This is a genomic window from Chitinophaga hostae (assembly GCF_018224885.1).
Taxonomy (GTDB): domain Bacteria; phylum Bacteroidota; class Bacteroidia; order Chitinophagales; family Chitinophagaceae; genus Chitinophaga; species Chitinophaga hostae.
Genome location: NZ_JAGTXB010000015.1, coordinates 94,369 through 117,766, shown reverse-complemented (window position 1 = coordinate 117,766; position 23,398 = coordinate 94,369). Strand labels below are relative to the sequence as shown.

Sequence of the window (23,398 nt, the reverse complement as noted above, 5' to 3'; positions counted from 1 at the left end):
CCTTAAGTATGGAAAAAATCATATGGCCGAAGGTGATTTTCGGTACCAGTGGGTTAGGAAATTTATATGTAGCACTACCGGATGAAGTGAAGCTATCTATTGTTGACGAATGTGTAAACTGTTCGGCCGGATCAGCGGTATTTGATTCCGCCGGTAAATATGGAGCCGGGCTGGCGTTGGAGGTGCTGGGTCGTAGTTTGAAGCAATTGGAAGTAGATCGTTCAGATGTGCTTATCAGCAATAAACTGGGCTGGCTGCGTACGGCGTTAAAAACAACGGAACCCACTTTTGAACCTGGGATATGGCGGAATCTTGAACACGATGCTGTTCAGCGCATAAGCTATGATGGCATCCTGGAATGCTATGAGCAGGGAAATGAATTGCTGGGAAACTACCATGCAGAACTGGTGTCGGTACATGACCCTGATGAATACCTTGCCGCATCCGTAAATGAGCAGGAATATCAGCAACGTTACCAGGATATATTGGATGCTTACCGCGCTTTACATGAATTAAAGCAGACGGGTAAAGTCAAAGCTATTGGAGTGGGAGCGAAAGATTGGCGGATCATAGCCAGGATAGCGGGCGATGTAAAGCTGGATTGGGTAATGATTGCAAATAGTATGACGATTCACAGCCACCCTGCTGAACTGGTGAATTTTATGCTAAAGCTGGAGCAGGAGGGCGTCGCCATCATAAATTCATCTCTTTTTAACGGTGGTTTTCTAACAGGATCTGCTTACTATAATTATCGGTTAACAGATCCGGTAAAAGATAAGGCGTTGTATCATTGGCGTGTACAATTTAACCAGTTATGCCTCGATTATAATATAAAACCGGTAGAAGCATGCGTGATTTTTGGTCTGAATGCGCCTGGGGTAAGAAGCATCGCTTTGAATACCACACAGGCGGAAAGGGTAGCACAAAATGTTGCATTACCCTATTCGACCATCCCGGATGGATTTTGGAAAGAAATGGAAAAGCTTGGATTGATTGATCCCGTGTATGCTTCCAGCTATTTGTAAATGTTAAACAAAATTATGAAAAGATATTGTCTGGCCCTTGATCTGAAGGATGATCCACGGCTGATCGAAGAATACGAATATTGGCACAAGGCAGAAAACGGGTGGCCGGAAATAAGAAAGAGCATTCTCGAGGCGGGAATTGAAGAAATGGAGATTTATAGAACGGGAAACCGCCTGATGATGATTATGGAAACGAACGACCTGTATAATGAAACGGCAAAAAGCACATCGGATGCTGCCAACCCTAAAGTACAGGAATGGGAGCAATTAATGTGGAAGTTCCAGCAACCATTACCCTGGGCAAAAGAGGGAGAGAAATGGGTATTGATGGAACAGATTTTTCAACTTTAAAAAATCAGCATGCAAACAATAATTTGTGAGGAACCGGGAAAATTAATATTTCAGCAAACGGAGAAACAGGCGCCGGGAGAAGGTTATGCGCAGATCAGGATTCGAAGGATCGGCGTTTGCGGCACAGATCTGCACGCCTTTGAAGGAACGCAACCCTATTTTAATTATCCGCGGATTTTAGGTCATGAACTTTCCGGTGAATTAGTGGAGGCCAATGGCGCACCAGGATTTACCAATGGAGAGATCGTAACATTTATACCCTACTTCAACTGCGGTGTTTGTATTGCCTGCAGGTCAGGAAAACCCAATTGCTGTGTTAAGATCAATGTTTGTGGTGTGCATGTTGACGGAGGAATGAGAGAATACCTGAATGTACCTGCCGCTGCGCTGGTACATGGTGGTGGCCTGGGTTACGATGACCTGGCCCTGGTAGAACCACTGGCTATTGGAGCACATGCCATCAGGCGGGCGGATGTTAAAAACGGTGAATTCGTATTGGTCATCGGCGCCGGTCCCATTGGATTAGGGGTCATGGAATTTGCGCGTATTGCCGGAGGTAACGTTATTGCGGTAGACGTTAATGCCAAAAGATTAGCGTTTTGCAAGGAAAAATTGAAAGTTGATCACGTGATCGACGCATCCGCCGAAAACGTAGCGGAGCAGTTGGCTGCTATCACCAACGGGGATATGCCGGCTGTAGTGATAGATGCTACCGGTAGCTTAAAGGCAATAAATAACAGCTTTCAATACATTGCACATGGCGGCAGGTATGTCCTGGTAGGCTTGCAGAAAGCAGATATCAGTTTCAGTCACCCGGAATTCCATAAGCGGGAGGCGACTTTAATGAGCAGCCGTAATGCAACACGGGAAGATTTTGATCACGTTATTGCTGCCATAAAGAAAGGCTGGGTACAACCAGGCAATTACATTAGCCATCGTATTGCATTTGAAAAAGTTACTCAAACGTTTGAAAGTTTGCTCGATCCCGCTAATGGCGTTATTAAAGCAATTATAGAAGTAGAATAATAGGGAAAGCTTCTTTACCCAACACCACTGCCTCTGGAAAATAGCGGCAATAGTCACTACAGTGATTATTGCCGCTATTGATATATTGTTCTTACCCTATAAATGTTGTTATTGCTTAATAACCTTGAATGATTTTGTCCATGTACTTCCGGTGACCTTAATAATATAAGTATTAGGTTTGAGTGAGGCGCCAAATTCCAACCTGTTTTTAATAGCAGCTGGTTTTATGGATTCAACAACCCGACCGGTTATATCAACGACTTCAATAAGCAATATCTTTTCGTTGTTATCAATTGCCAGGTTGAAGTTTGAAGACGATGGATTAGGATATATTACCACCTGTGCTGTTTGTTTGTCGGCGGAGGAATTGCTGACGATCGTCAGGGATGCAGGTGGTGCTGCGGTTCGGGCATTGGCCGTTGTGGAAGAGGTCCACTGTTGGTTATAGCTGGAACTTGCACTCCATTGTGCTAAATCAATCCCGTTGCCGGTTTGACCGAGGCCGTCGAGGTATAAACCGGTTGCCCTGTTTTTGAACTTCACAAAGCCGCCGGCACTTTCCATTGTCCATTGCTGGTTGTTGCTGCTACTGCCGGCCCATTGCCCGGCAATTGACCCATTGGTTGTTCTGCCCATTCCATCTACATATAATCCTGTGGCGCGATTTTTTAGCTTAACATAACTTCCGGTTGTTTCTAATACCCATTGCTGGTTATAGCTTCCACTATTGCCCCATTGTGAACAGTTAGATCCGTTGGCTGTTCTGCCTATTCCATCTATCAACAGGCCTGTAGCGCGATTAGCCAGTGTAATATAACCGGAAGCAGATCCGCCGGCGCCCTGCATGATGGCATTAATTAGGCCCTGGTCATTTACTGCTGCCGTACTGCGGTTAAACAATCCAAAATCCGAGGCGCCATTGTCCCAATAAACCGGAATCATGCCTTTGTTTTTTGCTGAACTGGTGACATATTTATTGAAATACTCCCTGGAGGCCACGTGAAGTGAGAGATCTGAAGGATTGGTTCTCTTAATGGCGCCAAATTCACCAATGATTACCGGGATACCATTATCTACAAACTTCGTTTTCATCAATCCCAATGCACGTTCCACTTCGCTTTCTTCTCCCCAGGTGCTATTGCGGTCTGTTTGAGAGCTGGAATGGAAGCCATTTCCCCAATAGTAAAACATGGTACCCCAGGAGGCGTCTGCTGTTAATCCGCAAAACTGCCAGGGGGCGTAATAGTGAACTTCCATCATTAAACGGTTGGAAATCTGATCCGTGGGCATGGTATTCATCAGGTTATAGGTATTATCTATGTTTGTTGAGGGCCCTTGTATGATAAGACTGCGGGAACTATTATTTCCACCGGTGGCGCGAACCGCGTTTATAAACGTTTGGTGGTAAGATAACAGCACCGACATCCCTGTTGCATCGCTGACAGCCGGTTCATTAGCACTGGCAAAAAGTAAGTGTTCATTATAGTTTTTGAAGTAATTGGCAATCTGGGTCCAGTAATTTTGTTGTTTCGCGTTTACAGCATTTTGTGCACCGGGGGTACAATTATTCTCCAACCAGCCTCCGTCCCAGTGGATGTTTATGATGACGTACATATTGTTATTAATACAGTAGTCTACTACTGTTTTTACACGGGATATCCATGCAGCATCGATTACACCGTTGCTGGTATGGCAATCCCAGGCACAGGGAATCCGTACGGTGTTGAAGCCGGCGGCCTTTACCGCATTGATAAGCGCCTGGCTGGTGTTGGGATTGCCCCAGGCGTTTTCGCCACAAATGGCTTCCAGGGTATTACCAAGGTTCCAGCCAACTTTCATCTGGCCGGCCACCTGCTGCGCTGTGGGTAACTGGCTCCAGGCAGGAATTGACAGGAAAATACCAGCTGCAACAAATAGAAGTTTGCAGCTACGTTTTAACAGTGCTGATAAAAATAGAAAATGTTTCATAGCGTGAATCTTTTTAGATTAGGTTGAAAGTGATTATTAACTATATTTTTATGGGTTGATTGATGTTTGTCTGGAAGAGGAAAGCTATATTTGCCAAATGGAATCTGTCATATGGTACATGAAGGGCCTTTTACTTTTTGTTCTGCAATTAATTATAGTACAGATCTTCTACGAATACTACAATAATCAGGAATGCTGATGAAATAGCCGATGGCGTTGCAGTGGTTCTTTTTAAAGCAGCAAATCAACATCAACACATCATTTGCAAAAGCATAAGATATTATTGACCCTCTTCGGTCATCGGAGGATTTATTGTGATAAATATTTATGTGTTAAGTTGACACTTATGAATAATGGCCACGAATGACGAACCTTTTAAGCAGGCGGTACCAGGCCATATAGGCCGGAAAACAGGGGGTAGTAACAATGTTTTCATAAAGAGGCAAATTAATTACGTGGAATAATTACTATAAAGTTAAGTAGTCCGGCCCGTATTGAAGGGTATGGAATATTTCGTTCCAGGGTATAGAATGTTACAATACCCTGAAAAAGTATCTTCCCGGCAATATGAACTGACATCGGCGCCAGGCAGAATCGCATTAATGCCGGCAGGCGTAACATTATTTATACCTAAAACCTACTTCAATGCGTTACCTTTTTGGGGTTGTATTGTTACTGCATTCCCTTATTGCTTTATCACAAAGTGAGCATTATAATTTCTCAAAGATTAATACCTATAATGGTCTGTCTCACAACCAGGTAAATGCGGTGTTAAAAGACCGGGACGGTTTTTTGTGGTTTGGGACCGCATATGGATTGAATCGTTATGATGGTTATTCCTGCAAAATATTTCGTAAGGATCATAATGACAGCTCCTCGCTGATTAACAATAATATCGCCGGTTTTTACGAACTCCCCGACAGGAGAATGTGGGTGTCGACTATGGGAGGGCCTTGTATTTATAACCCTGATACGGAAGAATTTGATGCGGACTATAATAGCTATTTATCTTCCATTGGTTTACCTGCAGGTACAATTTCCAATATAATAAAAGGAAAGGATGGCAGATATTGGTTCCTTTACGGTGACAAGGGATTATACCTGTATTCAGCCAGGGATAAAAGTGTGAAACAATTTGACCCGCAGCACACCGTTAAGCCTGCAGAAAAGATTGCTTCAGCAAAGGAAACAACAGATGGAAAGTTATGGCTGGTGTATCAGTCAGGCTTTTTGCAGGAGTACGATATACAACGGGACACCGTTATTTTTTCCAGCACTGCAATACAGCAGCAGCATAAAGGAGAAAATCCCTTTAGTCTTTTTATCGACAACGACGGAGATGTATGGTGTTGGTCTTATAATAATGGACTATTCTTTTTACATCCGGAGGATAACACGCTCATCCGGATGGACAAAAATTCTTTTCCCGCAAGACTGAATTCGGAATTGGTAAGCCAGGTTGTCCAGGACAACAATGGACTGATTTGGGTGGGAACGGATCATGGAGGCATCACCCTGATTGATAAAAAGCATAAGTTCAACACCAGTTTTTTGATGAATAACCCAAATGATCCCAAGAGCCTCAGTCAAAACAGTATTACTTCAATTTATATAGATGACGAGGGGATTATCTGGGCGGGAACCTACAAACAAGGTATAAATTATTACAACAGCAATATTGTACAGTTTCCATATTATCATCGCAGGGAATCAGATCCAAAGAGCTTGCAGTTCGACGACGTAAACCGTTTTGTTGAAGACAGGTCCGGTAATATCTGGATAGGCACCAATGGAGGAGGGCTGATCTGTTTTGACAGGAAGAATAATACTTTCAAACAATACCTGCATGACCCCAATAATAGCAATAGCTTGAGCAATAATGTTATTGTAAGCTTGTGGATAGACCACGAGAATATGTTATGGGTGGGCACCTATCTCGGAGGTCTTAGCAGTTTCGATGGGAGGAAGTTTACGCATTACCGGCATAATGATAATGATTCTTCCAGTTTGGCGGATGACATTGTGTGGGAAATATTTGAAGATAAAGAGCAACAGTTATGGATAGGCACTTTAGGTGGCGGGTTGGATCGTTTCGACAGAACAACAAACCGGTTCATTCACTATAAAAGCGGTGGCGGAGCGAATTATGTTTCTGCTATTATACAGGATAAAAAAGGCGATCTATGGATTGGTACAAGCGGAGGTATTATCGTTTTTGAAAAGGATAAAGCGGCTACCATTACTTATAAGCATACCAATAAGAAAAAAAGTTTGAGCGATGATGGTATTTTCTGCCTGTTGGAAGATAGCAGGGGACGGATTTGGGTAGGAACAAGAGAGGGACTTAATTTATTTGATAAGCAATCAGGTGAATTTCAGACATTCACCATATCAGATGGCCTTCCGGACAATATGATATTGAATATCCTCGAAGATGATCATCAAACATTGTGGATTGCTACCCCCAATGGATTATGCAACGCTATTCCCCGGCAAAATAATAGCCATATTACTTTTTCTGTTATTAATTACGATGTAACTAATAACCTGCAGGACCGGGAATTCAATGTTAATGCGGCACTGAGAACACGGGCAGGTGAATTGATCTTTGGGGGGCCGTCGGGGTTTAATATTATCGACCCGGCTTCCATCAGGAAGCCTATTGGTCATCCGGCAATTGTTTTCACCGGTTTCCAGATTTTAGATAAAAATATCGGACCCGGTGAACGGGTCAATAACCGGGTACTGTTGAATACTGCTTTACCGCAGCTGCAAAGTATTGATCTGAAGTATAAGGAAAATGTTTTCTCTATAGACTTTGCCTCTCTCGATTACTCGCATAACCGTAATGACAAATACGCCTACATGCTGGAGGGGTTTAATACTGACTGGCTGTTTACAGACAATAGCCAACGGAGAGCAACTTATACCAACCTTAATCCTGGTCATTATACTTTTAAGGTAAAGGTTCTGGACAGGACAGGGGCATGGAGTGAAATAAAAACGTTACAGATCAACATCGAACCGCCATTCTGGCGAACACCCATTGCATACCTGGTCTATTTGTTAATTGCTGCCGGCTTGTTTTTGCTTGTCCGCCGGATTACGTTAGACAGGATACATATGCGCTTTGAAGTAAAGCAGCAGCGCAGAGAGGCGGAAAGGGCGCATGCACTGGAGCAGTTGAAAACAAAATTCTTTACCAATGTAAGCCATGAATTCCGTACGCCGCTAAGTCTTATCATTGCCCCCCTGGATAAGATCATTAAACAAGCGGCTAACCAGGAGCAGGCTGCACAATTGAACCTGGTACAACGGAACGCCAAACGTCTTTTGAACCTGGTAAACCAGTTGCTTGATTTCAGAAAAATGGAAGTACAGGAGGTAAAACTGCATCCTGCTGTAGGGGATATAGTCAGCTTTTGCAGGGAAACCAGCCAGTCTTTCACCGATATCGCAGAAAAGAAAAAGATCCGGTTTTCATTCTCAAGTGACGTTGACCATCTCGAAATTTATTTTGATAAGGACAAAATAGAGAAAATTTTATTTAACCTGCTTTCCAACGCTTTTAAATATACCTATGATAATGGAATGATTAGTGTCAAAATGACATATAATGCGCCGGTCACTGATGGGACCGATGGAACACTGGCCCTCAGCATAAAAGATTCTGGCATAGGCATTCCTCCCGATCAGCATGGGAAGATATTCGAACGCTTTTTTCAGACAGAGGTGCCGGACAGCATGGTGAACCAGGGTACAGGTATAGGTTTAGCCATTACAAAAGAGTTTGTGAAGTTGCATAACGGGACCATCACGGTGGAAAGCGAACCGGATCGGGGTACCTGTTTTACGGTGTTGCTTCCTGCAAGAAAGATGTATGTTTCATCCCGGCCTGTAACCCATCCGGCGCCTGTAGATGAGGGAGAACAAATAATAATTGAAGAAGGAAAAAAGAAGACCGGCAAAAAAACAATAATGATAGTGGAAGACAATGAGGACTTGAGGTTTTATTTAAAAGATAACCTGAAAGAACAATATCATGTAGAGGAAGCCATCAACGGGAAGGAGGGCTGGGAGAAAATAAAACAGTTAAACCCGGACCTGGTGGTAAGCGATATTATGATGCCTTTGATGGATGGAGTTGAACTGGCCGGAAAAATTAAGTCGGAAATGCTTACTGCACATATCCCTGTTATTTTACTTACGGCTATAGGAAGTGAGGAAAAGCAACTGGAGGGCCTGAAAGCAGGAGCTAACGATTACGTTACCAAACCTTTCACCTTTGAGATCCTGGCCTCCCGCATTAATAACCTGCTGATGCAACAACAATTATTGAAAAAAAGATTCAAGAAGCAGATAGCCGTCAACCCGCAAGAGGTGACCATAACGCCTGTAGACGAAAAATTCCTCAAACAGGCAATGGAAATAATTGAAAATCAAATAGATAACCCTGATTTTTCGGTAGATGAATTCAGTAAGGAAATGTTTATGAGCAGGGTAACCTTGTATAGAAAGATAAATTCCCTGACTGGTAAGTCGCCTTTAGATTTTATCCGCTCCATTCGTTTAAAAAGAGCTGCTCAGTTATTAGATAAAAGTGGAATGTCTATTGCAGAAGTAGCATACCAGGTAGGATTTAATAACCCGAAAGTATTTCGCAAACTTTTTAAAGATGAATTTGGAATTACTCCTTCGGAGTATGCGGCAAATCTTAAAAAGAAAAACCTTTAAGCAACTTCCTGCCGCGATATTGGCAGTGGTATTCAGCCAATTGTAACAATTGAGGCCCTTAGTTGAATCAATCAGGCCCCATGATTAAGCTGTTATAACGATAGCTTTACAGCATTTAATCCACGTATATGAAACTACAATTGCCACCACTTTACATGCCGGCCTATGCCTGTTCGAGGGAGTTGTTGACGGGCCGCTTTGTCTATCGGCTACAACCGGGCTTCCCTTTTACCGTTATGATTGCTTTACTATTTCGCTCATCTCAAACAGTTAAACTTGAAGTCGTCAGATCATATTAAAAAAGTGACGAATGACACCGGCGTCTGAAAGAATAAACACTTTTAATAGCCTGTTCCCTGTCATAAATGTGCTGACCTTATGAAATGTCATCTCCGCCTGTTGGAGATAATCATCTACTCAAGCAAAAAAATTGAAAATGAAGTCAACCAAAATGATTCGCTTGCGAATGCTGCCGCTATTGGGTATCCTTTTGGGATTCCTTTCCAGCACCCCCCTTTCTGCACAAACAATAAAAATAACCGGTAGTGTCAATAATAAAAGTAATTCCGCTCCTATCCCCGGAGCCACTGTCACGGTAAAAAATACCAATCGCTTTGCTATTACTGATGGAGCAGGGAAATTTACTATCGATGCTGCCACCGGAAATACGCTTGTAATTACCATAATAGGCTACCAGAAAAAAGAAGTAGTTATTAATAAAAGCACTTCCATAGAAGTAGCGTTGGTTGAAAATATTTCGCAACTGGGAGATGTGGTGGTGATTGGCTATGGTAAGGTAAGACGGCCTGATGTAACCGGCGCCATTTCCTCTGTTTCCGGTGATGAAATCCGTAAAACCCAACCTGTCACCTTCGACCAGGCCTTACAGGGAAAAGTTCCCGGGTTAGTGGCCCAGCAAATATCAGGTCAGCCAGGAGGAGCGGTGTCTGTACAGATCCGGGGCCTGTCTTCTTTTGGAGGAAGCTCACCGATGTACGTAATTGATGGAATTATTATAGGCGGTACTGCCACATTGGGTACCGGCGTGAATCCGCTGGCAGGTATCAACCCTTCTGAAATTGAGTCCATCGATGTATTAAAAGATGCTTCTGCAACGGCCATTTATGGCTCCCAGGCCACCAATGGCGTAGTTGTTATCACCACCAAGCGGGGACAGGTTGCTCCGCCGAGCATTACCTACGATATGTACACCGGCTACCAGCAAATACCTAAAAGGTTGCCCCTGATGAATTTAAGAGAGTATGCCTCCTTTATCAATGATAGGAATACCGGTTTGGGTTGGGGGTTTGATACCCGCCCCGAATTTGTGAATCCTAAGTACCTGGGCAATGGCACCGACTGGCAGAAAGAATTGTTCAGAAATGCGCCCATGTCTAACCATACGCTCACCATTAGCGGGGGAGATCCCAGAACACAATACCTGCTGTCCGGTTCTTATTTCAACCAGGAAGGTATTGCCCTTGGATCCAACTTTCGCAGGATGTCGTTGAGATTGAATCTCGACAATAAAACCACCAATTGGTTAAAGATCGGTACCAGCCTGCAATTTGTTAATATCAAAGAAAATGTAAATTCTACCAGCTCCAATGTTATTAATACGGCGTTAAGTCAAACACCGGATATAGCGGTGAAAAATGATGATGGCAGCTGGGGCGGCGCCTATAACCCAAATGGATGGGTCAATCCTACTGTAAATCCATATGCTATTGCCCTTATTAATAAAGATGAGGCAAAGAGAAACCAGCTTTTTGGTAATCTGTATGCTGAAATTGCTTTTACCAGGGACCTGACGCTTCGGAATGAAGTGACAACGAGTTTTTCTATGGCCACGGAAGACCGCTTTAATCCTTCCTATACATTTGGTCTGGTAAAAAACAATACCAACAGTGGGTCTTACAATTTTTCCCAAAATTGGTTTAATACCATCCGGAACTTTCTGACTTATGCACATCTGTTTAAAAATAAGTATAACGTAAATGTGCTGTTGGGACATGAAGCACAACTGGGCACCAATGAAAATTCTTCTGCAGGGAGGAGTAATTTCCCTTCCAACAACGTACAGGTAATCAGCAGCGGTGATCCAACTACTGCCACCAATTCCGGCAGCAAAGGGCAAAGTGCCCAGGAGTCGTATTTTGGTCGCATAAACTTTGGGCTTAATGATAAATACCTGTTTACCGCCAATGTGCGGGCAGACGGCTCTTCAAAGTTTGCTCCTGATAACCGTTGGGTGACTACCTATTCAGGCGCCTTTGCATGGAAAATAAATAATGAAGAATTTCTAAAGCAGGCCAAAGACGTAAATGAGTTAAAGCTGCGCCTCGGTTACGGGTTAACGAATAATCAAAATATCCGGGACTATGCTTATACATCCACCCTCGCTACGGTAGCTACCGGACTGACGGGCATTGCACAATTAACCCAAAATGTGGGTAATCCATATGTGCAGTGGGAAAAAACAAAATATGCAAATATAGGACTGGATGGTACGCTTTTTAACTGGAGAATAAACTTCTCTGTAGATTTTTATAATCGCAGAACAGACGGACTTATATTACAGATTCCTTTGCCTTTGTATTCCGGTACCGCTATTGGTTATTCGCCCGGAGCGCTCGATGCCCCATACGTCAATGTAGGTACAGTTAACAACAAGGGCTTTGATTTTAGAATCAGTTCCACCAACATTAAAAGGAAAAATTTCACCTGGAAAACAGATGTAACCGTTTCGCGCAATATTAACGAAGTATTGAAACTCAATACGGATGGCGCTTCACTGGACAAACAATATAGCAAAACCGTTGTGGGACGTTCTATCGGCGAGTTTTACGGGTATGTTATTGATGGGGGAGTATTTGCAACGAAAGAAGATTTTAAAACCCACGCTTTGCCTACTAAAAATGGGGTGCCATTACCTGTAGGGGCGGCCGGAGGAAGCATCTGGTTCGGTGACCTGAAATTCAAAGATTTTAATGGTGATGGTGTGATTGATGAACACGATCAAACGTTTTTGGGTTCCCCTATACCTAAATACCAGGTGGGTTTTAACAACACTTTCTCGTATAAGAATTTCGACCTGAATATATTTTTTGCGGCCAACATTGGTAACAAAGTATATAACCAGCTTCGTATAAATGGCGAGTATCCCGGTACCAGTTATGGATACATGAGGTCACTGGTGGACTATGCGAAACTGACTTTGATTGATCCGAAGGGCAGCGCCACTGATATCAATAACATACAGGTAACGAATCCCGATACCAGGATTGTAGGTATAAGAAATGATAATACCAATGATAATAACCGTAACTCTGATAAGTACGTGGAAAGTGGCACTTTTTTAAGATGTAAGAATATTTCTTTAGGATATGCACTCCCCGAAAAATTGCTTGAGAAAGCCAGCATTAAATACCTGCGGGTTTATTTCAATGTTTCAAATGCTTTCATCATTACCAACTACAAAGGGATGGACCCTGAAATCGGATCATGGGATCCGCTGACCGCAGGCGTCGACGGTGGTTACTACCCCCAGCCACGGGTGTTTACCATTGGTGCTAACATTAAATTGACTAAATAAAATATTCATCTGTTAATATTAATATTTATGAGATCAATATTGGATAAAATAATTGCTTTCCTGTTAATAATCATAGTGACGACAGGATGCTCCAAAAGTTTTTTGGATCGTCCGCCACTGTCACAAATAAGTGCAGATAACTTTTATAAAAGTACCGGCGATTTAAGATTGGCAACAGCTGCATTATATGCCGGTACTCCCTGGGCTGACTGGAACTATAACTGTTACCTGCCTGTTGGAGACGTGCTAAGTGGAAATATGGCGGTGGGTTACTGGGGAGATGCGGTACAGTTGAATACTTTTGCCGTTACAGGCCTGAATGGGATTATGATCGCCAACTGGAAATCGATGTATAAAATCATCGCGCATTGTAATGTTACCATTAGTGCCATCCAGCAAAAAGCGCCTGATTCAATTGCGGTTAAGGACAAGAATGCTGCGATTGCTGAAGCCCGGTTTATGCGTGGATTTGCCTATTATAACCTGGCAGTACAATGGGGTGCTGTTCCTGTTATTGAAGATAACAGCAAGTTGATCATCTCTCCCCTGGTTAACCGTATAAAAACGGAAGACGTATATAAGTTTGCCATCAATGATCTGACATTTGCCGCTGGTCATCTCCCTGCTTCAGATGTTGCAGGACGGGTAACTACCTGGTCTGCACAAGGCATGTTAGCCAAGGTTTATTTAACGGCGGCCGGATTAAATCAGAAAGGCGCAAGGAATCAGCAATTCCTTGATAGTGCTGCAAAATACGCGGGAAATGTGTGTAAAAACAGCGGACTGGCATTGGCAGCTAATTACGCTGATCTTTTTAAAACACAGTTTAACGATAACCCTGAATCGTTGTTTGCATTACAATGGGCGCCGGGTGGCGCCTGGCTGGAAGGCAATATGCTGCAGATCTATTCAACGAATGCGGAAATATCTGCCAACGGGTCTGCCGGCTGGTTTGGCATTGGACCAACCGTAGATATGTACAAGTTATATGCTACCAGGGATTCGATAAGGCGTAAAGCTACTTTTATGATCAACGGCGACTATTACCCCGAGCTGAACGCCGCCGGTGGTGGTTTTAAATTTACCGGATCATGTGCATTGAAAAAACATGTTATCGGCACCAACAAGGATAATAGTGCACCTACCATGACTCAAACAACTTCTACAGAGCATAATGCATTACTAAGACTGGCAGATGTTTATCTCCTGTATGCAGAAGCCCTGCTTGGTAACAACGGTTCTACAAGCAACGCCGATGCACTTTTATATTTTAACAAAGTTCGTACGAGAGCAGGGATGCTTCCTGCGCCTAAAATTGATGCCGATAGCGTGTTACTTGAAAGAAGAATTGAACTGGCAGCAGAGGGCCAATACTGGACGGACCTGGTGAGATTATCTTATTACAACCCGGCCAAAGCCATCAATATGTTAAAGGGGGAAACACGGGTAACCTTTACGATATCAGGTGGGGTTTTAACACCTGCGAGTCCATATGGGGTGATTACTCCGCCCACTATCCAGAGCTTTACTTTCCCAATACCTTCTTCTGAGATAACTGCCAATCCGAAACTGCAGGAACCTCCGGTATCATATTATTAAAAAGAACTAAAACTATTTTACCGTGAATAAAATAACATTCCACCAGATATATAAAAGTTTACCGCTTTTCGCGCTTGCAGTGTTTTTTACAGGTATACAATCTGCCTGTAAGAAGGATGTAACGGTAGGAGCTCCTGAAATAACAAGCGTTAGAAATTATGCGGCCTCTCCTGCAGATACGCTTGTGGGCACTATCACCACCGGTCAGTGGGTAGTGTTGATCGGCCATAACCTGAAGGATGCTGTACAGATATCTTTCAATGGAGTACCTGCTAACATCAACAGCATTATGTTTTCCGACACCAGCGCTACCGTATTGGTGCCTGCAGTGATACCGTTTCCGTCGGTACCCGCTGCAAGCCTGAACACCATTCATTATGTTACCAGGCAGGGTGCGACCACTTTTACATTCAGTATTGCTGCGCCGCCGCCGGCTATCACCGCTGTTTCCAATGAAAATGCCAATGAAGGTGATTCCGTTTATATCTCCGGGTTAAATTTATTTTTTATAAAAGAGCTCACCTTTGCCGGTACAGCCGTTACCCATTTTGCGGAAGCGAGCGATGGCACCTCTATAGGATTTGTATTACCGGCGCTTACCAAAAGTGGCCCCGTAGTTATTACTACTAAATCCGGTAAGGCTACCACTCCCTATAATGTAAATGATGACAAAACCGGTGTGCTCTGCAATTTTGATAACGTGAACACGTTTAGTTGGGGCACCGGCACAGATAACAGCAGCAGTGCTTTCCCGGGAAACAGGGGCTATTATGCAGTGTTAAAAAATGACGTGCTGGCGGCAGGCGACGGTACCTGGTGGGGTGCCGGGCGGAGTATAAATACCAACGATGTTCAGTGGGTGCCTGCCGATAGTTTAAGCGTTGCTGTTGATGATTATGCGTTGAAGTTTGAGATCAGTGTTCCTGCTGCCTGGACCGGCACCTCCATTTATGTGATAAAAGGTTACACCTTTGATTACCTGGCCCGGTATGAACCCTGGCAAGGTGCTGGCGGTACTGTTACTCCCTTTACTACAAAAGGCTGGCACACCGTAACTATTCCTTTGTCATTGTTCAGGACCAATGATGGTAAAGGCACAGCAGCTGCGAGTTTGAAGACGTTGTTAGGCAACACAGGCAATGGCGCTGTTAATATTCAAACCAAAAACTTTTCTGCTGCTCCCTCCACTTCCGGTTTACAGGCAGCTGTTGACAATATCAGGGTAGTGAAGATCAAATAGTGACAATAAATTTTAGCCAAATATGAAAATGAAAATCAGCAGGGTGTATGCGCCTATAGGCATTCTCTTTTTTGCCCTAACGGCTGCATACTGTAGTAAGAAAAGCGTTGTTACACCTGAATTGTCGGTTTCTTCTTCAGAAATTACTTTCCAGCCGGATGGAGGTGTAACGGATGTAACGATTACCAGTAATGTAGACTGGAATATCGGTAATTCCGCCTCCTCCTGGTTGCAGGTAAGTCAAACAACCGGTAATAGCGGCCAGGCTACTATCCGGTTAACTACCGCATCCAATGTTACGGGCGCAGCCCGGTCGGCAGTACTAATGGTTAATGCGGGAAACAGCCAGGTACGCAGGGTTAACATAAAACAAGCCAGCAGCTTATATCCGGGCTACAATATATCGCCGGCGCCGGCCGATGCAAGCGGGATGGGAAGCAATGCAGTGCAACTGGCAGCAAAATTCAAGCTGGGCTGGAATATAGGAAATACTTTGGAGGCCATCGGTGGTGAAACCGCATGGGGAAATCCCTTGATTAGTGAAAGCTATATCCGGGCTGTAAAGCAGCAGGGATTTAATGCTATCCGGCTGCCTTGCTCATGGGATCAGCATTCAGACAAGGCTACTGCTAAGATCCAGGAGGATTGGCTTAACCGCGTAAAGCAGGTAGTACAGTATTGTGCCAACAACGATATGTATGTTTTGCTCAATATCCATTGGGATGGCGGTTGGTTGGATGCCAATATTAACAGGGCAAAACAAGACTCTGTCAATGCGAAACAAAAAGCATTCTGGGAGCAGATTGCTACTACCATGCGTGATTTCGATGAACACCTGATGTTTGCAAGCGCCAACGAACCTCCCGCGGAGAATGCGGAACAAATGGATATACTCAACAGCTATCATCAAACCTTCATTAATGCAGTTCGCTCCACCGGTGGGCGCAATAGCTACCGGGTGTTGGTGGTACAGGGGCCGTCCACTGATATTGAAAAAACCGGTAACCTGATGAATACGCTTCCTACAGATAAAGTGAAAGACCGTATGATGGTGGAAGTACATTATTACGGTCCTTCCCAGTTCTGTTTGCTGATGGATGGCGATGCATCCTGGGGTAAAATGTTTTATTACTGGGGAGCAGGACATCATTCTACAATTGAGCCCGATCGAAATGCCACCTGGGGTGAAGAAAGCTACCTAAGTACGACCTTCAGCATCATGAAAACGAAATTCACCGACAAACAGATCCCGGTTATTTTGGGTGAATACGGTACTTACAGACGCGGAAACAATAAGTATGTTCCTAAAGACCTGGCCACCCATAATGATGCAGTGGATTACTGGTTGACCTATGCAACTAAACAGGCAATCGCCAACGGTATGAAGCCCTTTTACTGGGATACCGGCGGAGCACTGGACAGGCGTAATAATAATACAGTGCTTGATCAACGCTCTGTTAGCGCCATCCTCGCGGGTAGTAACTAACTATTAAACACAAATATGGTAAATATGAAGTTTGCGATTGTCGCCGTTTTCTTTTGTTCTCTTTGCGCTTTGTCGTCGTTTGCACAAAAGGAAACGGTTCAATCGCCGGATCAAAGGATGAATGTTTCCTTATTTTCAACACAGGACAACGGTGTAGGGGGATGGTATATCAAAGCATCCTGTAATAATGATGGAAAGATGGTGGAAGTTATTCCGCGTATTGACATAGGACTGGTGCGTAGTGATCAGGAATTTTCAAAAGAACTGAAATTTCTTAAAGCAGGTAAACCCAGACTTATCCATGAACAGTATACGGCATTACATGGTAAAAGAGCTGTTTGTACCAATGTTGCCAATGAAATAATCGTTTCCTTTGAAAATCCATCCAAAGCAAAACTGAATGTTGTTATCAGGGCTTATAACGATGGCATTGCTTTTCGTTATGAGTTCCCGGAAACACAGGGGACCTTTGTTGTAAAGGAGGAGCTGACTGCTTACACCATTCCCAAGGAAACAAGCCGCTGGATGGAAAAATGGAATACCGCCAATGAAGGATTTTATACTTCCATGAGCGATAGTAACATTCAGAAACAGCAATGGTGCTACCCGGCACTTTTCAAGTTAAAAGATAATTCCTGCTGGTTCCTGTTTCATGAAGCCGATGTAACGGGAACCTATTGTGGTACTAAACTCAGTAACACAAATGATGCATCCATTTACAAACTGACGTTTCCTGATCCGGGAGATGGGAGAGGACTGGGAACGTCGCAACCTGCTATCAAGCTTCCCTGGCAGTCTCCCTGGCGTGTGATCATTGCAGGCAGCCTGCCTGATATAGTTGCCTCTACCCTGGTGGATGATGTGTCTGATCCTTCCGTTATAGCGCATACGGACTGGATTAAACCGGGAATTGCTTCCTGGAATTACTGGTCCAGCAATCACGGTACCAGGGATTATAAAATTGTTTGTGCGTTTGCCGACCTGGCAGCAGAAATGAACTGGCCCTATACTTTGCTTGACTGGGAATGGGATGCCATGAGTAATGGAGGAAACCTGGAGGATGCGCTGCAATACATTCATTCAAAAGGCGTGAAGCCATTGATGTGGTATAATTCCGGCGGCCCTCATACTTATGTTAATTCCACTCCCCGCGACAGGTTGCTGACGCATGAAAGGCGGGTAGAAGAATTTACAAAATTAAAGAAGCTGGGCGTTGCAGGTATAAAAGTCGACTTCTTCGAGAGTGAGAAGCAGGATATGATTCAATACTATCTTGATATCCTGAAAGATGCCGCTGATTTCGAAATAATGGTGTACTTCCACGGTTGCCTGGTACCGCGGGGTTGGACAAGAACCTATCCAAACCTGATGACACATGAGGCGGTACGGGGAGCGGAGTGGTATAATAATGGTCCTGATTTTACCATGGCTGCCCCGGCGCATAACACCATGCTGCCTTTCACCCGCAATGTGGTGGGACCGATGGATTACACACCGGTTACTTTTACAAATTCTCAATATCCGCATGTTACCTCCTATGGGCATGAACTGGCACTGAGTGTTGTGTTTGAATCTGGTATTCAGCACCTGGCGGACCGTCCGGAAGGCTATCTTCAATTACCGGATGCCGCCAAAGCATTCATCCGGGAGGTGCCGGCAGCCTGGGATGATACCAGGTTAGTGGCCGGGTATCCAGGTAAAGATGTGATGCTGGCGCGTCGTAAAAATAATGAATGGTTTATTGGTGGCATTAATGCTGAAATGCAGGAAAAGAAGGAAAAGATAAGTTTCAACTTTCTGCCGGAAGGTATTAAGTATAAGCTGACATTAATCAGTGATGGTAAACATGATAAAGCGTTAACAACAAAATATTTAGTGGTGGACAGATCCAGTACGGTAGACGTTGAAGTTCTTCGTCGTGGTGGATTTGTAGCCATAGTGAAACCAATACCATAACGATCGTAATGATGATCGTCGTTTGCTGCTAACGTGTCAAAGAAGCGGCGCCTCAACCTGTTTAAACCTAATAATAGAACATATTGAATTGAAAATTGATGGAAATGAAAAGAATCGTAAGGCAATTGGCGCTCGGGTTTGTTGGCCTGTTGATAGGTGGTGCTGCCAGCGCTCAATTGACGGCAAATGATAGTAAGCGGGAGGAAAAGATCCGCTCGTTGATCAGCAAGATGACCCTGCAGGAGAAAGTTAGTCTGCTACATGGAAATTCGAAATTTTACGTATCGGGAATAAAAAGATTGGGTATTGGGGAATGGGCTTTGAGCGACGGACCTCATGGGGTGCGTGCGGAAATAAACCGGCACGACTGGGCTTATGCCGGATGGACCAATGATGCTGCCACCTGTTTTCCTCCCGGCACAGCGTTGGCTGCTACCTGGAACCCTCAGCGGGCTTACGAACGAGGAATAGTATTGGGTGAAGAGGCCCGTTCTCGTAAAAAAGATATTTTACTCGGACCAGGTATCAACATTATCCGTTCGCCACTTTGCGGAAGAAATTTTGAATACCTGAGCGAAGACCCGTTGCTTATTTCCAGCATGTCGGTGGCTTATATTAAAGCATTGCAGTCGAAGGATGTGGCGGTAAGCGTAAAACACTGGCTGGCTAATAACCAGGAAACGCATAGGGACGCTGTTGATGTGCATATGAGTGAACGCGCATTACGTGAAATTTACCTGCCGGGGTTTAAAGCGTCGATAATGGAAGGCGGCGCCTATACGGTAATGGCGGCATACAATAAATTCAGAGGCGACTGGTGTTCCGAAAATGAATATCTCGATAGGGAGATACTTCGTAAAGAGTTTGGCTTTAAAGGTGTATTGATGACCGACTGGGCTGCTGCACATACCACCGTTAAAGCGGCATTAGCCGGTCTTGATCTGGAAATGGGAACGGATAAAAAAGACTACAATGAATGGTATTTTGCCGATCCGTTGATCAGGGCAGTAAAGGAGGGAAAAGTTCCGGTTGCAGTTGTTGATGAAAAAGTAGCGAATGTACTGCGGGTGATGATGGTAACCAAAATGTTCGATGAAGGAAAGCGGGAAAAAGGAAAAATGAATACGCCTGAACATCAGCTGGCAGCATATAACGATGCCGCAGAAGCAGCGGTGTTGTTACAGAATAATGGAAATATACTTCCGCTTGATTTCAAAAAAATAAAGTCCGTTGCCATTATCGGTGATAATGCTACGCGCAAACATTGTGATGGAGGACTTAGTTCCGAGATAAAAGCCCTGTACGAAATTACCCCGTTGGAGGCTATACGGAAAAAATTCGGCGTTGATGTAAAAATTAATTTTGCGCAGGGATACCAGAAGCAGTCCACTTTCAAAGAAGGCAGTAATGCAGGCCAAACAAGCACCGATAAGATAGATTGGAAGTTGATTGATGAAGCCGTTAAGGTGGCGAAAGAATCAGAAGTGGTGATTATTTTTGGGGGATTAAATCATGATTTTGACACTGAATCATCTGATAAGCAGAATATGGATTTACCTTATGGGCAGGATGTACTGATTCGTGAAGTAGCCAAGGCCAACCCCAATACGGTGGTGGTTATTATAGCCGGTTCACCGGTAAAATTATCCGGCATTGTTCAGCGGGTACCTGCTATATTATGGTCGTGGTTTGGCGGGATGGAAGCCGGCAATGCAGTGGCTGATCTGTTGAGTGGTAAAGTGAATCCTTCAGGTAAATTACCATTTACGTTACCTGTATCATTGGATCAGTCGCCCGCACATGCATTGGGTAACTTCCCGGGAAGGGACCTTAGTGTAAATTATGAGGAAGATATTTTGGTAGGATATCGTTGGTTTGATACAAGGAAAATTGTTCCCCAATTTCCGTTTGGATATGGCCTTTCTTATACCGGTTTTTTGATCAATAATTTTTCTGCGGATAAAACCAGTTATGGAAAGGAGGAGACTATCCATGCAAAATGTACGATAGCCAATACAGGCGAACGGGCAGGAGCAGAAGTGCTGCAGTTGTACGTCAGCGATCCGGAATGTTCCGTTTTGCGTCCGGAAAAAGAATTGAAAGCCTTTGATAAGGTTTTTCTCCAGCCTGGTGAAACAAAAACGATTGAACTGAGCGTGAAAGTGTCTGACCTGGCATTTTATGACGAAACAAAAAAATCCTGGAACGTGGAAGCAGGTGACTTCATATTGCACATAGGAAATTCATCACGCAATATTTCATCGTCCGTGAAAATTTTGGTGAAGTAAGGTTAAACAATGAAAATAATAGTTCAGATGAATAAAAATGTCGTACTTGTTCTCGTCATCATTTTGTTGTCAGGCTGGAAGGCGAGTGCACAGGAAGTTAACCGGTATTTTCCTGCGAAAAACCTTATTACTACCGGCATCTACTATTATCCCGAACATTGGAATGAAAACCAGTGGGAGCGGGACATAAAGAAGATTGCTGATATGGGCTTTGAGTTTGTACACCTTGCCGAGTTTGCCTGGTTTAAAATGGAACCGGTGGAGGGGAAGTTTGAGTTTGAATGGCTCGACAAAGTAGTAGCCCTCTGCACAAAATACAATTTAAAAGTATTGATGTGTACTCCTTCCGCCACCACACCGGCCTGGATGAGAATTAATTATCCGGAGACCTTTGTGATGGATGGCCATTACATCAGGGGCGAGAACGGTACGCGCGGACTTGGATCTATCGTTAATCCTGCTTATCGGAAGTTTGTGAGGGATATTGTAACGGAAATGGCTAAACGTTACGGAACCAATAAAAATGTGACAGGCTGGCAACTGGATAACGAACCGGATGCGAAGCCAGATTATAGTCCTTCCTCGCAGGAGGCATTCAGGCAATGGCTGCAACGCAAATACAAAACCATAGATGCATTGAATGCCGCCTGGGGAAATGCTTTCTGGAGCCAGTGGTTCAATAATTTTGACCAGGTGATCATTCCCAATACCAACCTGGTAGGCTGGTGGGGGAATAATCCGCATGCGTTGCTTGATTTTAAACGCTACAGTGCCGATGCACAGGGAGAATTTCTCGACTTTCAGGCGGGCATACTCCGGAATTACATCTCACAAAATCAGTATATCACTACTAATTACACGGCGGTTTCTGCAGGAGCTGATCCCCGCCGTACGAATAAACTCGATTTTGCCACTTATACGGCCTATCCAAATGGAGGTACCAATAATATCGGGGATCTTGGTTTTCGTTTGGGAAATAGCAAGGTAATTCTTTTTGCTGCGGAGTATTATAAGTCAGTTGGTGGTGTATCCGGCGTAATGGAAATTCAGCCGGGGCCGGTAAACTGGGGCAGTTACAATCCGCTGCCTTTGCCTGGCGCCATACGTATGTGGCTTTATCACACGTTTGCAGCCGGAGGAAAACTGGCCAGCTCTTACCGGTTTCGCCAGATCAATTATAGCGCTGAACAATATCATGCCGGCGTTATACAAACAGATGGTGTAACGCCTTCACAGGGTGGTGAGGAGTATATGCAGTTCATGAAAGAAATAAAGGAGCTGCGGAAATTATATAAACCCGGCGCTGTTATGCCTGAAAAACTGGCTGCACGGTCAACCGCCATTGTTTGGAACCTGGAAAATTACTGGACGATTGACCGGCAAAAACAAACCTGGCAATGGGATACTTGGAATTACCCGGTTAAATTCCTGGAAATAGCAAAATCATTCGGCGCACCAACAGATGTAATTCCGGAATCGGCCGATCTATCGAAATACAAGGTGGTCATTGTTCCTGCGTATGAAATGGTGGATAGCGCTTTGATAAAGAAATGGCAGGACTATGCCGCAAAAGGCGGTCATTTAATTATTACCTGTCGTACAGGTACCAAAGATCGTATGGGACACTTCTGGGAAACCGGATGGGCAGGCCCCATGTCCGGACTGATAGGCGCCCGGGTTAAAGCTAGTGATATGCTTTCAGGCAGTGCTAAAGGAGATATCCTGATGAAATCAGTTCATTACAGCTGGAATAACTGGGCCGACTTACTGGCGCCGGATAACAACACCGAGCCTCTGGCCATTTATGACAACCAGTTTTATAAAGGAAAAGCAGCTGTAGTAAAACATAGTCTGGGTAAAGGCAGCGTTACATATATCGGGGTAGACACAGATGATTCGAAACTGGAATCCGATATACTACGGAACATATATACCAGCGCAGGAGCTACCACAGCGCATTATCCGCCAGGCGTATATGTTTATTGGCGGGATGGTTTTTATGTGGCGGTCAATTACTCCTCTGATAATTATGAAATGAAAATACCCGCCCAGGCCAAAATAATGATCGGTGAAAAAGTGCTGGAACCAGCAGGTGTATTGGTTTGGAGTGAATAAAAATAACACTAAAAA

The 23,398-nt window shown here is 44.1% G+C and carries 12 protein-coding genes; 11 read left to right on the top strand and 1 reads right to left on the bottom strand.

Going from position 1 to position 23,398, the window contains the following annotated elements:
• Positions 1-8: 8 nt before the first annotated feature.
• Genes KE626_RS24725 through KE626_RS24715 form a run of 3 tightly spaced genes read left to right on the top strand, consistent with a single transcriptional unit; the run spans position 9 to position 2,402 of the window.
• Positions 9-1,025 carry an aldo/keto reductase gene (locus tag KE626_RS24725; RefSeq protein WP_211975694.1) on the top strand — a complete coding sequence of 339 codons (1,017 nt, stop codon included), beginning with the start codon at positions 9-11 and terminating at the stop codon, positions 1,023-1,025.
• Between the two features lie 15 nt (positions 1,026-1,040).
• Positions 1,041-1,376 (top strand): L-rhamnose mutarotase, encoded by a 336-nt coding sequence (locus tag KE626_RS24720; RefSeq protein ID WP_211975693.1) that lies wholly within the window; start codon positions 1,041-1,043, stop codon positions 1,374-1,376.
• Between the two features lie 9 nt (positions 1,377-1,385).
• Entirely contained in the window at positions 1,386-2,402 is a 1,017-nt protein-coding gene (locus KE626_RS24715; RefSeq protein ID WP_211975692.1) for a zinc-binding alcohol dehydrogenase family protein, read from the top strand.
• Between the two features lie 108 nt (positions 2,403-2,510).
• Here the strand turns inward: KE626_RS24715 and KE626_RS24710 are convergent, their stop codons facing one another.
• Complete coding sequence (locus KE626_RS24710) at positions 2,511-4,370, bottom strand: cellulase family glycosylhydrolase (protein WP_211975691.1); 1,860 nt, start codon at positions 4,368-4,370, stop codon at positions 2,511-2,513.
• 645 nt (positions 4,371-5,015) lie between these two features.
• Here KE626_RS24710 and KE626_RS24705 point away from each other — a divergent pair.
• From KE626_RS24705 to KE626_RS24670, 8 genes are all read left to right on the top strand, one after another.
• Entirely contained in the window at positions 5,016-9,104 is a 4,089-nt protein-coding gene (locus tag KE626_RS24705; RefSeq protein WP_211975690.1) for a hybrid sensor histidine kinase/response regulator transcription factor, read from the top strand.
• Positions 9,105-9,540: 436 nt separating this feature from the next.
• On the top strand, positions 9,541-12,699 hold the full coding sequence (locus KE626_RS24700) for a SusC/RagA family TonB-linked outer membrane protein (RefSeq protein ID WP_211975689.1): 3,159 nt from the start codon (positions 9,541-9,543) through the stop codon (positions 12,697-12,699).
• Between the two features lie 27 nt (positions 12,700-12,726).
• On the top strand, positions 12,727-14,298 hold the full coding sequence (locus KE626_RS24695; protein ID WP_211975688.1) for a RagB/SusD family nutrient uptake outer membrane protein: 1,572 nt from the start codon (positions 12,727-12,729) through the stop codon (positions 14,296-14,298).
• Between the two features lie 22 nt (positions 14,299-14,320).
• Positions 14,321-15,538: a glycan-binding surface protein gene (locus KE626_RS24690; RefSeq protein ID WP_211975687.1), complete on the top strand. Its 1,218-nt coding sequence runs from the start codon at positions 14,321-14,323 to the stop codon at positions 15,536-15,538.
• A 22-nt stretch (positions 15,539-15,560) separates the two neighbouring features.
• Entirely contained in the window at positions 15,561-17,024 is a 1,464-nt protein-coding gene (locus tag KE626_RS24685) for a cellulase family glycosylhydrolase (protein ID WP_211975686.1), read from the top strand.
• A 24-nt stretch (positions 17,025-17,048) separates the two neighbouring features.
• Positions 17,049-18,980 (top strand): glycoside hydrolase family 97 protein, encoded by a 1,932-nt coding sequence (locus tag KE626_RS24680; protein WP_211975685.1) that lies wholly within the window; start codon positions 17,049-17,051, stop codon positions 18,978-18,980.
• Between the two features lie 104 nt (positions 18,981-19,084).
• Positions 19,085-21,268: a glycoside hydrolase family 3 C-terminal domain-containing protein gene (locus tag KE626_RS24675; RefSeq protein ID WP_249207676.1), complete on the top strand. Its 2,184-nt coding sequence runs from the start codon at positions 19,085-19,087 to the stop codon at positions 21,266-21,268.
• Positions 21,269-21,295: 27 nt separating this feature from the next.
• Positions 21,296-23,383: a beta-galactosidase gene (locus KE626_RS24670; protein ID WP_211975683.1), complete on the top strand. Its 2,088-nt coding sequence runs from the start codon at positions 21,296-21,298 to the stop codon at positions 23,381-23,383.
• Positions 23,384-23,398: the final 15 nt, after the last annotated feature.

What these genes read in the sequence shown, in the direction of transcription:
- KE626_RS24680 (WP_211975685.1), top strand. Translation starts at nt 17,049, where the DNA reads ATGAAGTTTGCGATTGTCGCCGTTTTCTTTTGTTCTCTTTGCGCTTTG.
- KE626_RS24725 (WP_211975694.1), top strand. Translation starts at nt 9, where the DNA reads ATGGAAAAAATCATATGGCCGAAGGTGATTTTCGGTACCAGTGGGTTA.
- KE626_RS24710 (WP_211975691.1), bottom strand. Translation starts at nt 4,370, where the DNA reads ATGAAACATTTTCTATTTTTATCAGCACTGTTAAAACGTAGCTGCAAA.
- KE626_RS24695 (WP_211975688.1), top strand. Translation starts at nt 12,727, where the DNA reads ATGAGATCAATATTGGATAAAATAATTGCTTTCCTGTTAATAATCATA.
- KE626_RS24715 (WP_211975692.1), top strand. Translation starts at nt 1,386, where the DNA reads ATGCAAACAATAATTTGTGAGGAACCGGGAAAATTAATATTTCAGCAA.
- KE626_RS24720 (WP_211975693.1), top strand. Translation starts at nt 1,041, where the DNA reads ATGAAAAGATATTGTCTGGCCCTTGATCTGAAGGATGATCCACGGCTG.
- KE626_RS24700 (WP_211975689.1), top strand. Translation starts at nt 9,541, where the DNA reads ATGAAGTCAACCAAAATGATTCGCTTGCGAATGCTGCCGCTATTGGGT.
- KE626_RS24675 (WP_249207676.1), top strand. Translation starts at nt 19,085, where the DNA reads ATGAAAAGAATCGTAAGGCAATTGGCGCTCGGGTTTGTTGGCCTGTTG.
- KE626_RS24685 (WP_211975686.1), top strand. Translation starts at nt 15,561, where the DNA reads ATGAAAATGAAAATCAGCAGGGTGTATGCGCCTATAGGCATTCTCTTT.
- KE626_RS24670 (WP_211975683.1), top strand. Translation starts at nt 21,296, where the DNA reads ATGAATAAAAATGTCGTACTTGTTCTCGTCATCATTTTGTTGTCAGGC.
- KE626_RS24705 (WP_211975690.1), top strand. Translation starts at nt 5,016, where the DNA reads ATGCGTTACCTTTTTGGGGTTGTATTGTTACTGCATTCCCTTATTGCT.